Source organism: Thalassospira lohafexi, assembly GCF_002844275.1.
Classification (GTDB): Bacteria; Pseudomonadota; Alphaproteobacteria; order Rhodospirillales; family Thalassospiraceae; genus Thalassospira; species Thalassospira lohafexi.
On sequence record NZ_NXGX01000006.1, the window covers coordinates 114,698 to 129,759 of the forward strand.

Consider the following 15,062-nt stretch of genomic DNA (forward strand, 5'->3'; position numbering starts at 1 on the left):
CTTAACACGTCACCCTGTTGTAACAATCGTCTTATAAAAAATTGAAAATTGAGATCGGTATGAGCACGACCTCCAAGACCCCGCTCCTTGATACGGTGAACACTCCGGAAGACCTGCGCACGTTGCAGCCTGCTCAGATGAAGCAGATTGCCGATGAATTGCGCGCCGAGGTGATTGATGCCGTATCGGTCACTGGCGGCCATCTTGGCGCGGGCCTTGGTGTGGTTGAGCTGACGGTTGCCATTCATTACCTGTTTGATACGCCCTATGACCGGGTGATCTGGGATGTCGGGCATCAATGCTATCCCCATAAAATCCTGACCGGGCGGCGTGATCGTATGCGCACCATTCGTCAGGGCGGCGGTCTTTCGGGCTTTACCAAACGATCCGAGTCTGAATATGACCCGTTTGGGGCGGGGCATAGTTCGACCTCGATCTCGGCTGGTCTTGGGATGGCGGTTGCCAACCAGCTTTCCGAAGATAAACGTAAAAACGTCATTGCCGTGATTGGCGATGGGTCGATGAGTGCGGGCATGGCCTATGAGGCGATGAACAATGCCGCCGCCACCGATCAGCGTTTGATTGTGATTTTGAATGACAACGACATGTCGATTGCCCCGCCGGTGGGCTCCATGTCGGGGTATTTGTCGCGCCTGATTTCCGGTAAGGGGTATCAGGGGCTGCGTAATGCGGCCAAAGGCCTGACCAAGCATTTGCCGCGTCAGATCGAAGAAGCCGCTCGCAAGCTTGAAGAATATACCCGTGGCATGGTCACGGGCGGCACGCTGTTTGAAGAAATGGGTTTCTTCTATGTCGGGCCGATTGATGGTCACAACATGGATCATCTGTTGCCGGTTTTGAAAAACGTGCGCGATGCCAAGGTTGACGGCCCGATCCTGATCCATGCGGTGACGCAAAAGGGTAAGGGTTATGGTCCGGCGGAAAATGCGGCGGATAAATATCACGGTGTTGCCAAGTTTGATGTTGTCACCGGCAAACAGGCCAAACCGACGCCCAATGCGCCCAGCTACACAAAGGTGTACGGCGAAACACTGGTCAAGCTGGCCGAAAAGGATGACAAAGTCACCGCGATTACTGCGGCCATGCCATCGGGCACCGGGGTGAACATCTTTGCCGATCATTTCCCGGACCGTGCGTTTGACGTCGGGATTGCAGAACAGCATGCGGTGACTTTTGCCGCCGGGATGGCGTGCGAAGGATATAAACCGTTCTGTACGCTCTATTCGACGTTCTTGCAGCGTGCCTATGATCAGGTTGTGCATGATGTCGCAATTCAGAATTTGCCGGTGCGCTTTGCGATGGATCGGGCCGGATTGGTCGGGGCCGATGGGGCCACCCATGCCGGGGCCTATGACATTGCGTATCTTGGCTGTTTGCCGAACTTTGTGTTGATGGCGGCGGCCGATGAGGCCGAACTGGTGCATATGACCACGACCGCATGGGCGATTGATGATCGCCCCAGTGCATTCCGCTATCCGCGCGGCGAAGGGGTTGGCGTTGAAATGCCGATCGAGGGACTGGTGCTTGAGATCGGTAAGGGCCGTATCCTGCGCGAAGGCGGCAAGATTGCCATTCTGTCGTATGGCACGCGTCTGGCCGAGGCCTTGATTGCCGCGGAAGACCTTGCCGCACGCGGATTGCCCGCCACGGTGGCTGATGCGCGCTTTGCCAAGCCGCTGGATCATCAATTGATTGCTGACCTTGCACGCAACCACGAAGTCCTGATCACTATCGAAGAAGGATCAATCGGCGGGTTCGGTGCGATGGTGTTGCAACATATGGCGGGCCAAGGGTTGCTTGATAACGGGCTTAAAATTCGCACCATGGCGTTGCCAGATGTGTTGATGGATCATGACAAGCCGGAAATCCAGTATGAGAAAGCGGGCCTTGATGCCAAGGCAATTGTCAAAACCGCCCTTGGTGCGTTGGGACTGAGCGAAAGCAAGGCGCGGGCCTGATCAAACTGGTGATGAAGATTGTTGACTGAAAACGCCGCCCGAAAAAGGGCGGCGTTTTTTATTCGGCATAGATCATTTTATGAGTCATGCCGCCATCAATCCGGATGGTTTCCCCGGTCATAAATCCCGATTGTGCAGGATCTAGCAGGAAGGAAACAGCCTGCGCGATGTCTTCTGGCGTGCCAACGCGCCCGACGGGATGTTGCGATTTGTCGGTTTCGCTGTGGTCGGGCGACGACTTGTTGGATTGTTTTTGCCAATCGCTAACCTCAATCCAGCCCGGTGCAATCGCATTGACCCGGACATCGCCCGATAGGCTGACCGCCAAAGCGTGGGTAAGGGCGACGATGCCGCCCTTGGAGGCGGCATAGGATTCGGTGTCGGGTTCAGACTGAAACGCGCGGGTCGAGGTGATGTTGACGATGGCACCGCTGGTTTTGCGCAGGTGCTGGGTCGCGTGCTTGGTCGTTAGAAACACACCGCCAAGATTGACATTGATCACCCGTTGCCAATCATCCCAGTCAAGATGTTCGACCGAGCCGGAATGCGGATTGGCAATGCCGGCATTGTTGACAAGCCCGTCGATGCGGCCAAACCGGTCAATCGTGCGTTGCACGGCGATGGCGACATCCTTTTCGTTGGAAACATCACCGGGGAAAAACAGGCACCGGGTCCGGGTTTCATCGTCGAGTGCGGCCATGACTTCATGCCCGGCTTCTTCATCACGGTCAAACATCATGACTTTCCACCCGGACTTCAAAAGGTGCTGGGTGATGCCAAGGCCAAGTCCCTGTGCGCCACCGGTGACAAACGCAACTTTGTGGTCGGGGTGATCAATCATGACGGGCCTTTGTCTGGAGTACGGGGATATGCCGGAAGTGGACATGTCATAACTGGTTTACGATGGGCGCACGCGCAAGGCCCAAAAAAAATCCGGCCAGAACGTTTCTGACCGGAAGTTGGGTGCTGCGTGTCCGGCAGCGGGAGATAGCGAGTGGTTTATTTAGGTCCTGTGGCAAAGGTGTCTTCGTAGGCTTTGCGCAGTTGGGCTTTTTGAATTTTGCCCATGGTGTTGCGCGGCAATTCATCCAAAATCCAGATGCGTTTGGGGACTTTGAATTTTGCCAGTTTGTCCTGTGTGCGTTTGATGATGGCATCGGTGTCGGGCGTGCTGCCGTTTGCGGGGACGATCACACCCGCAACGGCTTCGCCAAAATCAGGGTGGGGCAAGCCAAAGATCGCGACTTCATCAACTTCGTCATAGTCGGCGATGATTTCTTCGACTTCTTTGGGATAGACGTTAAAGCCACCTGAAATGATCAGATCCTTGTCACGTCCGACAATGGTGATGTAACCGTCTTCGCCGATGGTGGCGAGATCGCCGGTGATAAAGAACCCATCAGAGCGAAACTCCGACGCGGTTTTTTCAGGCATCTGCCAGTATCCCTTAAACACATTCGGGCCACGGACTTCGAGGACGCCAATTTCACCAGCGCCAAGAACCTTGCCATCCTTGTCACAGACGCGCGCCTCGGTACCCGGTAATGTCGGGCCAACCGCACCGGGGCGGCGTTCGCCGTCCAGCGGATTGGATGTGTTCATGCAGGTTTCGGTCATGCCATAGCGTTCAAGGATTTTATGGCCGGTCCGTTCAAAGAACGCATCATGGGTTTCGGCCAGAAGCGGGGCTGACCCCGAAACGAACAACCGCATGTTAGCGGTAACATCCTTGGTAAACTGCGGATGTGCGAGAAGGCGAGTATAGAAGGTCGGAACCCCCATCAGAACGGTTGATTGCGGCAAACGTTCAATCACATCATCAGCATCGAATTTCGGAAGCAGGATGACCTTGCCACCATTCATCAGCATGATGTTGATGGCGACAAACAGGCCGTGGGTGTGGAAAAGCGGCAGGGCATGCAGCAACGTATCGCCGGGTTTGAACCCCCACGCGGAATGCAGCGTTTTGGCGTTTGATCCCAGATTGTTATGGGTCAACATCGCACCCTTGGACCGGCCGGTGGTACCCGATGTGTACAGGATGGCAGCAACGTCATCCTTATTGGCATCAACCACATCAATAAGCGGGGTCACGTTTTTGGCCTGATCATTCAGGCTGCCATCCCCGGCACTGCCAAGCGACAGGACGGTGCCGACGTTATTTTTGCTGCCAAGTTCCTGTGCGATATCGATGTTTGCCGGGCGACAGACAAAGACACGCGGGGCCGCATCACCCAGGAAATAGGCGATCTCGTCACCGGTGTAGGCGGTGTTGAGCGGCAAATGGATGGCCCCAAGTTGCAGGCAGGCCAGATACAGTGCGAGGACATCGGACGATTTATCGACCTGTGCGGCGACGCGGTCGCCCTTGATGACACCATGGGATGCCAAAACGGCGGCATAGCGCCCGGTCTGGTCAATCAGCCAGGCAAAGCTGCGTTCCGTGCCGTCGCGCTCGACCAAAAAGGTCTTTGATTTGTCTGCCGGGAAGCGGTCAAGGAAGGTTTGAAATAGATTATCTGACATGGTCTTGTTCCTTAGATACCGGCAAGCTGTGCAACGGATTTTGATGTGGCGATTTTTCCGTCATTCATCAGTGCTTCGTGATTTTTTTCAATATCGTTCAGATGATAGGCATAATTCACCATCATGCCGCCAGCCTGACGCAATCCTTTGTCCGACGTATCGCCGAGCCAGTTCAGCCGTTCAAGCTGTGCGCCATTGCCAAGATGGAAACGTGCGGTCGGATCAAGCGGCGATTTGCCGCGCTTACACGTCGCAAGATATGTCGCACATAAGGTAAGCGTTGGTTTGCGCAGCTTTTCGACCTGAACCGGATCATCCATCCAGTTATCCTGGCTTAAGCCATCAAGAACGTTGCCCGCCATATTTGCATCGGCGGCTTTGCTTTTTTGACGGGTGCGCAGCCATCCGACAAAGCCCGGAATGGGTGACAGGGTGGCGAACTGTTTGAGTTTGGGGAATTCGCGTTTGAGTTCTTCGACAACCTGTTTGATCAGGAAGTTGCCAAACGAAATACCCTTAAGCCCGGCCTGACAGTTGCTGATCGAATAGAAAATCGCTGTGTTGGCCGTTTCGGGTGCGGCTTTGTCGATTTCGGGTGCCAGAAGCGCCTGCACACTATCGGCAAGACCATGGACAAGGGCGACTTCAACAAAGATCAGTGGATCATCGGGAATGGCCGGATGGAAAAAGGCAAAGCATTTGCGATCCGTTGCCAAACGGCGGCGCAGATCGTCCCATCCCTGAATTTCATGCACCGCTTCGTAGCGGATCAGTTTTTCAAGAATGGCGGCCGAGGTATCCCAGTCAATATGGCGCAACTCAAGGAAGCCGCGGTTAAACCAGCTGGTCAGCAAATGCTGCATGTCGGCATTCAGCGGTTCAAGATCGCGGTTGGTCTTAAGCAACCCGATCAGGGTTTCACGCATATCGACAATCGCACGCGTGCCGCCCGGGGCCATGTTGATTTTGCGCAACAGGTCCTGACGGACGGGTTCGGATGCGTGGGTCAGGACCGCAAGATTGGGTTCTGACGGGTCGTTGGCAAATGCTTCGGCGGCCTTGGTGACTTTGGCACGGTCGGCACTGAAGTCATTTTGCATCATCTTGAAAAAACGCAAATTGTCTTCGTCGGGCAGGTTTTCCCACATGCGGACCACTTCGCGGGCGATGGCCGTGCCACGGGCCTCACCCTTTTGCGAAACGAGGTCCTTGCACATGGCGGTCAGCTGCGCGAACTGGTCTTGCGGTGTGGACAGTGGCAGGTCAAGAAGTTCCCGCCCACGGTCCGCAATGCTGGAAATCCAGCTTCTGACAGAAATGCCTGACATTAGCGTCCTCCAATAACCGTTTCTGGAAGCCAGGTGGCGATTTCCGGGATGAAGCACAGAATGATAATCGCTGCAATCATGCACAGAACGTATGGGAACGCGCCCTTAAGGATGCTTTGCAAGCGAATGTCGGGTGCGATCCCGTTGATCACGTACAAATTCAAACCAACCGGCGGCGTGATCAGGCCGATTTCCATATTGATGGTCAGGATCACGGCAAACCAATAGGGATCAAATCCGGCGTTGATGATGACGGGCAGCAAGATCGGTGCACTCATCAGGATCACGGCAACCGGCGGCAGGAAGAAGCCACTGATCAGCAGGAAGATATTGATGAAGCCCATCAGGACCCAGCGATTGACATCAAGCATGGAGATCCACTGTGCAATCGACTGGGTAATGAACAGCGATGACAGCATGTAACTAAACAGGCCCGCCGCACCAATGATCAGAAGGATCATGACCGATTCTTTGGTGGTGTCGCGCATAACGTGCCACAGCTGTCCGGGCTTCCACATGCGATAGACAATCATCGCCGTGATCAGGCAGAACAGGGCACCAACGCCGGCCGTCTCAGACGGGGTTGCAACGCCGCCATAAAGGGCGAACAAAACCGCACCAATGATGACCAGGAATGGCAACACACGCGGAAGGATTTCAAATTTTTCCTTCCAGCTATATTTCACAGCACTAAGCGCGCCTTGCGCATTGCCCTGACGCCAGGTCGAATACAGCGACCACGCCATAAACAGTGCCGTCAACATTAACCCGGGCAACAGACCGGCAAGGAACAGACGTCCGATCGATGTTTCGGTTGAGATACCATAGACAATCATGGTGACACTTGGCGGGATCAGAATGCCAAGTGTTCCGCCCGCCGCAATCGATCCGGCCGCAACCGTATCGGGGAAGCCGCGTTCACGCATCGCCGGGATGCCCATTTTACCAATGGCCGCACAGGTCGCAGGTGAGGAACCCGAAAGGGCAGAGAAAATTGCGCAGGCGCCAAGGTTGGAAATAACCAGACCGCCCGGAACGCGGGTCAACCAGCGATCAAGCACGGAATAAAGATCACCACCCGCCCGGGAGGAGGCGACAACCGCCCCCATCAGGATGAACATCGGGATGGCGAGAACTTCAAAACTTTCAAGTTTACCAAACAGGATTTCTGGCAACAGCGGCAAGGAACCGGTGCCATCAAAGACGATGATAAAGCCAAGGCTTACCAGTAGAAGGCCGATGCCAACAGGTATGCCGGAAAACAGAACAACAGTGGTTGCGATGCCAACGATGGCCGCAAGAAGCAAGGGATCCATAGTGCGGCCTCCTTAGAATGCGTCGTCACGCAGATCGAACGGTGTCGACCGGCGGGTGATCAGGGACAGGAAATCGGCAAGGAACTGTAAAAACAGCAAGCCAAACCCGATGGGCAAAGCGGCATATGGTTTCCACAAAGGCACAGCCCAGATGGTTTCAGAAAGCCAACCACCTTCAAATGCCTCGACAACCAATTCCAAACCATAGACGGCAAACAGGGCGCTGATCCCCATGCCACACAGCAAGGTCACAACGGCAAGTGCCATGCGGGCCGTGCTTTTAAGATACAGCGGCAAAAGATCGACATTCACATGCCCGCGGATCAACTGGACATAGGGCAGGCCAACAAGTGTGGCGCCAATCATCATGAAAATAACGGCTTCGGTCTGCCAGACGGTGGAGGCATTCAGTACATAGCGCATGAAGACCAACTGACAAATGACCAGCATTGCCAAGGCAAACATGGCAGCAGCGGCAACACCGCAAATTCTTGACGCAAAATGAATGATGGCAATGAACGTATCAAGCGGCCCTTGGGGCGGTCGTCTACGATCTTCTGCCTGTGCATCTTGCGGATCGATCGGCTCGACATCCGGTGGGGGCGGCATATCGGATTTAACGGAATGCGACGCACTTGGTGTCTGCGCGAAATCATCGGGCAGATCAATCGGAAGTGTGTGCGGGGACATGGCGTTCGACACGCGCGTACTCCTCTGACGGAACCGTATTGTTCTGTTTGTTTATATTCTTTGGGAAATGATGGGGTGGTGCCGGAACGTCCGGCACCACCATCAAATCACATCACGGACGGATCACTTGACGGCAAGTGCCATATCAAGAAGTTCCTGACCGTTCGGGGTTTCTTCGACGAACTTCTTATAAGAAGTTTCCATGGCAAGTTTCTGCCATTCGGCGAAGTCCTCGTCGCTCAATTCTGCGATTTCAACACCGTTTTCTTTAAAGACCGCGATGCTGTCAGAATCCTGTTTGCTGCCTTCTGCGGTGTAATAGGCTTCTGCCTTTTTCGCAGCTGCTGCCAACGCTTCTTTTTGTGCGTCGTTCAGTTTGTCGTAGCTCGCCTTCGACATCAGAACCGGCTGATACATGAACCAGAGCGCATTGCCTGCGGCCGGGGTATAGCATTTTACCTGTTCGTAGATACGATAGGAAACGAAGCTTGATGAGCTTGTATTGGTCGCATCAAGAACGCCGGTCTGCATGGCTGGATAGATTTCCGAGCTTGGCATTGCGGCGATTGACGCACCGGCACCTTCAAGCATCTGCTCAAAGGATTTACCTGCCGCACGAATCTGAAGGCCTTTTACGTCTGCAGGTTTGCGGATGCAGCCTTTGGTCGATGCAAAGCCACCAGCGAGCCAGCCTTTGGCAACCGTGACAACACCGTCTTCGTTCAGGAGTTCTTCAATTTTCTCCATGAACGGAGATTCATTGATGCGGTTGGCATGGTCGTGGTTTTTAACCAGGGCCGGCATCAGGGTCAGGTTGGTTGCTGGAACGCGACCACCGGCATATGCCAGCGGGTAAACAATCATATCAAGCTGGCCACGTGTCATCGGGGTCCACTGTTCCTTCGCTTTAAACAGGGAGCCTGATGGGAAAATCTGGATTTCCAGATCAACGTTGGCTGCTTTGACTTCGTCGGCAACGATCTGTGCAACCTTGTGACGGATGTCACTGGTGGACCACTGATGCGACAGCTTCAGGGTTTCAGCATCTGCTGATGCAGACATACCAAAAGCGGCAACAGACATGGTAATGGCGGCGACGGACGCCGAAAGGGTCTTCTTAAAAATCTTCATCTTTTCCTCCCGGATGAAGCATGCGTTCTAAATGCATTTGAATGGGCTTTTACGCGTCTTTTTATTGATGCGGTTTTCGCATTGAGAGAAAGCGTTACAGATTTCTGGCATCCTGTCCATGCAATTTTGTATACCAGAGATGCGTTTCGCAGTGCCACAAACTCGCGCTTGAGTGTTTGCGCTGGAATCCCGGAAAACCGGGAAATAACTTTTGCAGTGCAGCACAAAAACACGTTGAGCAGACGTCCAAAAGGTTTTGATTAGTGCCAGATTATGTGTTCTGGTATACCAGTGAATGGTTGTTGAATGAGGGCGTTGATGGCGCAGAACGGAAAGCTTGCTACCGATTTGGTGCAGAAATTGGAGCGCGATATTGTCACCGGTGTTCTTAAACCGGGGGACAAACTTGATGAACGGTCGTTAAGCGAACGGTTCGGAGTTTCGCGCACGCCGGTACGTGAAGCGCTGCAAACGCTTGCCGGATCGGGGCTTGTCGCAACCATGCCAAGACGCGGCACCATTGTTGCCGCGATCACGGTCGGCGAACTAATCGAAATGTTCGAAGTCATGGCAGAACTTGAAGCCATGTGTACCCGTCTTGCCGCACGGCGCATGCCGCGTGTCGATATTGAAAACCTGATCAAGCTGGCAGCGGCGTGTGATGCGCTTCAGGAGCACGCCGACGCGGATGCCTATTACGAGGCCAATGTCAGTTTTCACGAAGCGATCTATGCCGGGTGCCGCAACAGCTTTCTTGAACGCCAGACCAAGAATGTTCGCAACCGTTTGGCGCCGTATCGGCGTTTGCAGCTCCATCGGCCGGGCCGTGTCAAAAAATCAAATGCCGAGCACGAAGATATTCTGACCGCCATCTCGACCGGGGATGCGCAGACAGCCGGGAAACTCATGCATCAGCATGTTGCCGTTCAGGGCGAAGCGTTGAATGACCTTTTGGCGATTGTCCCGCGCGGGTATCTGGAGCCGTTGGCGAGCTGACCAAAATCTCAACACCGTGCGTGACCTTTTAAATCGTTTGCGCTAAAAACCGCGGATGGCAAAGAAACGTTTGGATCAGTTGCTTGTGGAACGTGGATTGGTGGAAAGCCGATCCAAGGCGCAAGCGTTTATTATGGCAGGCAATGTCTTTAGCGGTGAGCAGCGGCTTGATAAGCCGGGCATGCAGTGCAAGGAAGACATTGCGGTGACCCTACGCGGGCAACCGCACCCATGGGTATCACGCGGTGGGCTCAAGCTTGAAAAGGGCTTGTCGCATTTCGGGCTTGATGTGACCGGTTTTATTGGTGTCGATGTTGGATCATCGACGGGTGGTTTTACCGATGTCTTGCTGCAAAATGGTGCGGCCAAGGTGTATTCCGTCGATGTCGGGCAGGGGCAGCTTGACTGGAAGCTGCGCAATGATGACCGGGTGGTTGTCATGGAAAAAACCAATGCGCGACATTTGACCGAAGAACACATTCCCGACCCGATTGATATCGTTGTCTGCGATGCCAGCTTCATTGGCCTGCGCACCGTACTTCCAGCCAGTCTGGAGCGGGTCAAGCCCGGTGGTTATGTGATTGCACTGATCAAGCCGCAATTTGAAGTCGGCAAGGAACGGGTGGGCAAAAAGGGTGTCGTGCGCGAGCCTGAGCTGCATCAGGAAGTCTGCGATACCATTTCCGAGTGGCTGGGCAATTTGCCGGGCTGGGATGTTTTGGGGATCGCGACAAGCCCGATCACCGGACCGGAAGGCAATGTTGAGTTTTTGATTGGCGGGCGGAAATCGGCGTAAACAACGCCGATTTCGTAGAGATTTCCCGCTGAAATTCCGGGCCTTATTTGCCGATTTTTTTCAGGAAATGATCAATCCCGGCTTGTGCGCAATCCTGATCCTGTGGCGGAGTGCCGGAGCTTACCCCGATGCCGCCAACGCAATCGCCGTCAACCATGACAGGCAGGCCACCGGCAACAATTGAAAGCCGCCCACCAATTTCCGAATCAATGCCGTAGGCCGGTTTTCCCGGCTGGGCGGCGGCGGCATATTCATGGGTTGCCTTGCGCGCACCCGATGCTGTGAAGGATTTGTCCTGTGCAATTGTCGTGCTGGTGACCTTGCCGCCATCCATGCGTTCAAACGCGATCAAAACACCGGACTCATCGGTAATCGCGATGCACATCGGTACCCCGATTTCCGTGGCACGCGCACGTGCACCTTCAATCAGGATATAGGCGTCTTCGATCGACAGGCGTTTGATGGTCAACATAACAGCGTCTCCGGTGGATTGAGGGTTCTTCAGTTGGCGGCATCTTATGGGCAGCGCTGAAGAGTGATCAATCACATAAAACGTCTTTCCGTATGGTGGAACTGCGCGGTGGCGGCTTTGATGCTACGCGTCACAGCGTCACGAACCCCATCATCTAAAAATCATGAAATACAGCGCGCCAAGTGGTAGGGCGGTGGCGATGAAGCCAACAAGGCCCCAGAGCTTGCGACATTTATCGTAAGCCGCTGGCATGACATCCTGCCCTTTCGCAGCGGTTTGGGTCGCAATTCTGGACATATACAGCTGAAGGGGCAGTAACCCGACCAACCACAAAACAGCAGCCATACCAAACAGACTGATGCCAATCGTCAAATGCGGGGCGTCGGAAATGGCAATGCCGGTGGCATGAAACAGGCCGATCCCGCCGACGATGATCAGGGCGGCACCAAATGCGGTAAAGGCCAGATCGGTCATATTTACCAGACGGCACGCAAAGGCGATCACGACAGGATTTCCGGTCTTGTCAGCCTGAATTTTCCAAAGAGCGGAAACGATGATGTTGCCCATAAACAGGATAACACCCAAAAGGTGCACGAGCTTAACAATGGAATATTCCATGGTGTGTCCCAAGGTCAAAAATGTGTGCTGTAACTAGCAACATGAGCATTACGAGAATTTTGCGTTGCACGATCAGGCGGCGTCTGTACGGTTTAAATCCTCGGCCAATAATCCCAACACGAAATCATCAAGTTCGATATCTGCGGGGGGCGCAATCATGCCATCAATCACCAGCATGGCGATACCGTGCGCGCGGCTCCAGGCGGCAAGGGCGCGGTTATAGGCGGTCGCGGCCTCGGTCAGGGTCATTTCGGCTTTGCGGTCCACCGATGTCACCGCGCGTTGCAGTACATCAAAGGCGTTGTCGGCTGCATCACGCAGTTCGGGATATTGATCAAGCGGCGGGCGTTCGCGGCCAAAGATCAGGCGAAAATGTTGGGGGTGTTCGATGGCAAAGCCGACATAGGCCGCACCAAGCGCCATGATGCGGTCTTCATGCGTGTCAATGCGGGCGGCAACATCTTCGAGCTTTTGCGCAAAGCGTTCAAAAGCCGAAATCGCCACTGCCGCCAAAATGCCATCCTTACCGTCAAAATGGCGATAGGGTGCGGCTTCCGACACACCGGTCAGGCGGGCCAGACGGCGCAAGGAAAGCCCGGTGGGGCCTTCGTCGATCAGGATGTTCTCGGCTTTTTGCAGCAGGACATTGCGGACGTCACCGTGGTGGTATTTCCCCATAAGTTTGCATCTCTATTTTCTTATGTTAACTCTGTTTACATTATCTTGAAAAATATCCCGATGCAAGGGTGTATTTTATGTTTCTCACCCGGCTTTCAAACAAAAGCGCCGCCCAAATGGGCGGCGCAGTGCGTTTAGGGGGAGGAAGATTGTTGTCAAAGCTGATGTCATTTTTGGGCTGAACTTAGGTGTTTTCTGGCTTTGGTTCGGGTTGGGTTTCGTTTGGTGACGGCGGTGTGACCGGAGCTGTCGGTTGGGTTGATGGGGTGTTGGACGTGTTTGCTTCTGTGCTCGTGGTATCTGTTTGCGGCGCAGGAGACGGGGGTGTCTCTGTTGCGTGTTCTGTCGTTGCTTGTGCAGGATCAGACGCAGGTGCGCCTTGAGGTGCGTTGGCCGCGTCGGCGGATGGTGTTGGTTGCGGTGTTGGTGCCGGTGATGGCGTGGCAGGTGCCGCTGGTGGCGTTGGGGAATCGGCGGTTGGTGTGGCAGCATCGGGTGTGGATGCTGTCACGGCGCTGTCGGCATTCTTGGTATCGGTTGATGTGTCTGACGGTGGTTGTGCATTGGACGCAGGCGGTGTGACAGGTGCGACGTCAGTCGGAGTTGCCGGTGTCGATGGGGTTGTGTCGCCGTTCTGTATTGCTGCATCTTTGGGCGCACTTTTGTCTTTGTCGTCTGACGCAGCCTCGGGTGTGTTCGCAGCCAGATTGGCAGAGGGCGGGGTTGCGGGTTTTTCGTCTTTTGCCCGGTCCGGGCGGATCAAGAATTGATCGCCGAGTGTATCCTGTCCGATCAAAAGTGGCTGTTCGAGGCCAGCCATTTCCAAAAGTCCGATTTCAACGTCACGGTCAATGCCGCGCAATTGCATGCGTGTGCGGATGACGGGCGCGCGAACGCTGGCACTATTGGCACTGGTTTTAATGTCGCGATAGCCAGCAATCGGCATGGAAAGTTGCCATGTGATTTTGCGCGCGGTAAGCCCGCTTGTCTTATCCGGGGGGCTATCAAGTGCAAGCGAGAACGAGACGGTCTCACTGGCTTGGTCCGCATCGTCATGATCGGACATATTGTCCGAGCCAGCTCCGTGATCCGTGCTGGCAGAGCCAACAGAAAGATCATTCACAAACAGGCACGTTTGCGGCGCAGCCCCCAAGATCATCGAGGGTAGGGCGGAAATACCCCAGCGCGGCAGATCGACCGGTTCATCGGGATAAAGAACGGTGCGATTGCGCAAATTGGCATCCATACCCCCCGCAGCACGAGGGGCGCCAGAGGCGTTGGAGGATGCAAGTGACATCAATGTTTTGAGCAAAATTGGGTTCATGCCACCTAGACGTGGCAAAAACCCGTTTGTGATCGGAAATCAGAACAGGGAAACGTTCGGTTCAGGCCCTAGCTTGGGAAATGCTTGTTGGCGTTCCAGCCATCGCACTGTCCGCGATGGCGCAGAAGATGATCGGCCAGAACGATGGCGGCCATGGCTTCGCCCACAGGGACGCCGCGAATGCCAACGCATGGGTCATGGCGACCCTTGGTGACGATATCGACTTCCTTGCCGTAAATATCGATGCTTTTGCGCGGGGTGAGGATTGAGCTGGTTGGTTTGACGGCAAAGCGGATGACAACATCCTGACCCGATGAAATGCCGCCGAGAATGCCACCTGCATGGTTGGAGCCAAATACCGGTTTGCCACCTTCGCCAAGGCGCATTTCGTCGGCATTTTCAATGCCGGTCAGCTCGGCAGCTTCAAAGCCATTGCCGATTTCAACGCCCTTGACCGCATTGATGGTCATCATGGCCTTGGCCAGATCGGCATCAAGTTTGTCATAGACCGGATCGCCCAGCCCGACGGGAACACCCGAACAGACCACTTCGATCACAGCGCCAACCGATGAGCCATCCTTGCGCAAGCCATCAAGGTATTCTTCGAACACAGGCACCGCTTCGGGATCCGGGCAGAAGAACGGGTTGTTATCAACCTCGTCCCAGTCCCAGTTATCGCGGTTGATTTCCTTGGTACCCATTTTGACCAAGGCGGCACGGATTTTAATATCATCACCCAGGATTTTACGCGCAATCGCACCGGCGGCAACCCGCATGGCGGTTTCGCGCGCCGATGAACGGCCACCACCACGATAATCACGCGTGCCGTATTTTTCCCAATAGGTGTAATCGGCATGGCCGGGGCGGAACTGGTTTTTAATTTCGCCGTAATCCTTGGACCGCTGATCAACGTTTTCAATCAGAAGGCCGATCGGGGTGCCGGTGGTTTTGCCTTCGAACACACCTGAGAGGATTTTGACCTGATCAGGTTCGCGGCGCTGGGTGGTAAAGCGCGACTGACCGGGTTTGCGTTTTTCAAGGAATTCCTGAATGTCGGCCTCGGTCAGGTCAAGAAGCGGTGGGACGCCATCAACGACACAGCCAATGGCCGGGCCGTGGCTTTCGCCAAAGGTGGTGAAGCGAAAAAGCGTTCCAAAACTGTTGCCAGCCATAAGCCAAAATCCAGAATTCAAAGGGTACGGAAAAAC

Annotated in this window: 14 protein-coding genes; 3 read left to right on the plus strand and 11 right to left on the minus strand. The window is 54.6% G+C overall.

Annotated elements, in window-relative coordinates; translation table 11 throughout:
- Positions 1-59: 59 nt before the first annotated feature.
- Complete coding sequence (gene dxs / locus COO92_RS15520) at positions 60-1,979, plus strand: 1-deoxy-D-xylulose-5-phosphate synthase (RefSeq protein ID WP_101303552.1); 1,920 nt, start codon at positions 60-62, stop codon at positions 1,977-1,979.
- 58 nt (positions 1,980-2,037) lie between these two features.
- On the opposite strand, the gene COO92_RS15525 is transcribed toward dxs, so the two are convergent.
- The 6 genes from COO92_RS15525 to dctP form a co-directional block, all read right to left on the minus strand.
- Positions 2,038-2,820: a glucose 1-dehydrogenase gene (locus COO92_RS15525; RefSeq protein ID WP_101303554.1), complete on the minus strand. Its 783-nt coding sequence runs from the start codon at positions 2,818-2,820 to the stop codon at positions 2,038-2,040.
- A 158-nt stretch (positions 2,821-2,978) separates the two neighbouring features.
- Positions 2,979-4,505, minus strand: coding sequence for a malonate--CoA ligase (locus COO92_RS15530; protein WP_101303556.1), 1,527 nt, complete (start codon positions 4,503-4,505; stop codon positions 2,979-2,981).
- A gap of 11 nt (positions 4,506-4,516) precedes the next feature.
- Positions 4,517-5,833: a malonyl-CoA decarboxylase gene (locus tag COO92_RS15535; protein ID WP_101303558.1), complete on the minus strand. Its 1,317-nt coding sequence runs from the start codon at positions 5,831-5,833 to the stop codon at positions 4,517-4,519.
- Positions 5,833-7,149, minus strand: a complete 1,317-nt coding sequence (locus tag COO92_RS15540; protein WP_101303560.1) for a TRAP transporter large permease — start codon at positions 7,147-7,149, stop codon at positions 5,833-5,835. Before COO92_RS15540 ends, COO92_RS15535 begins: the two co-directional genes overlap by 1 nt.
- 12 nt (positions 7,150-7,161) lie before the next feature.
- Positions 7,162-7,851, minus strand: a complete 690-nt coding sequence (locus COO92_RS15545) for a TRAP transporter small permease (RefSeq protein ID WP_101303562.1) — start codon at positions 7,849-7,851, stop codon at positions 7,162-7,164.
- Between the two features lie 111 nt (positions 7,852-7,962).
- Positions 7,963-8,970 (minus strand): TRAP transporter substrate-binding protein DctP, encoded by a 1,008-nt coding sequence (gene dctP, locus COO92_RS15550; RefSeq protein ID WP_101303564.1) that lies wholly within the window; start codon positions 8,968-8,970, stop codon positions 7,963-7,965.
- Positions 8,971-9,288: 318 nt separating this feature from the next.
- Between dctP and COO92_RS15555 the strand changes: the two genes are divergently transcribed.
- Both COO92_RS15555 and COO92_RS15560 read left to right on the plus strand, forming a co-directional pair.
- Positions 9,289-9,966 carry a GntR family transcriptional regulator gene (locus COO92_RS15555; RefSeq protein ID WP_022733412.1) on the plus strand — a complete coding sequence of 226 codons (678 nt, stop codon included), beginning with the start codon at positions 9,289-9,291 and terminating at the stop codon, positions 9,964-9,966.
- A gap of 55 nt (positions 9,967-10,021) precedes the next feature.
- The gene (locus COO92_RS15560; RefSeq protein ID WP_101303566.1) at positions 10,022-10,762 is read left to right on the plus strand and encodes a TlyA family RNA methyltransferase; all 741 of its coding nucleotides are present in this window, start codon (positions 10,022-10,024) and stop codon (positions 10,760-10,762) included.
- Between the two features lie 43 nt (positions 10,763-10,805).
- Here COO92_RS15560 and COO92_RS15565 read toward each other — a convergent pair whose 3' ends face one another.
- The 5 genes from COO92_RS15565 to aroC all read right to left on the minus strand — a co-directional run bounded on the left by COO92_RS15565 (position 10,806) and on the right by aroC (position 15,026).
- On the minus strand, positions 10,806-11,234 hold the full coding sequence (locus COO92_RS15565; RefSeq protein WP_101303568.1) for a GlcG/HbpS family heme-binding protein: 429 nt from the start codon (positions 11,232-11,234) through the stop codon (positions 10,806-10,808).
- A 150-nt stretch (positions 11,235-11,384) separates the two neighbouring features.
- A complete protein-coding gene (locus tag COO92_RS15570; RefSeq protein ID WP_101303570.1) occupies positions 11,385-11,852 on the minus strand; it encodes a DUF2269 family protein in 468 nt (155 codons plus the stop codon).
- Positions 11,853-11,924: 72 nt separating this feature from the next.
- Entirely contained in the window at positions 11,925-12,530 is a 606-nt protein-coding gene (locus COO92_RS15575; protein WP_022733416.1) for a TetR/AcrR family transcriptional regulator, read from the minus strand.
- Between the two features lie 184 nt (positions 12,531-12,714).
- Entirely contained in the window at positions 12,715-13,854 is a 1,140-nt protein-coding gene (locus tag COO92_RS15580) for a hypothetical protein (protein ID WP_165792377.1), read from the minus strand.
- A 68-nt stretch (positions 13,855-13,922) separates the two neighbouring features.
- Complete coding sequence (gene aroC / locus COO92_RS15585) at positions 13,923-15,026, minus strand: chorismate synthase (protein ID WP_101303574.1); 1,104 nt, start codon at positions 15,024-15,026, stop codon at positions 13,923-13,925.
- Positions 15,027-15,062: the final 36 nt, after the last annotated feature.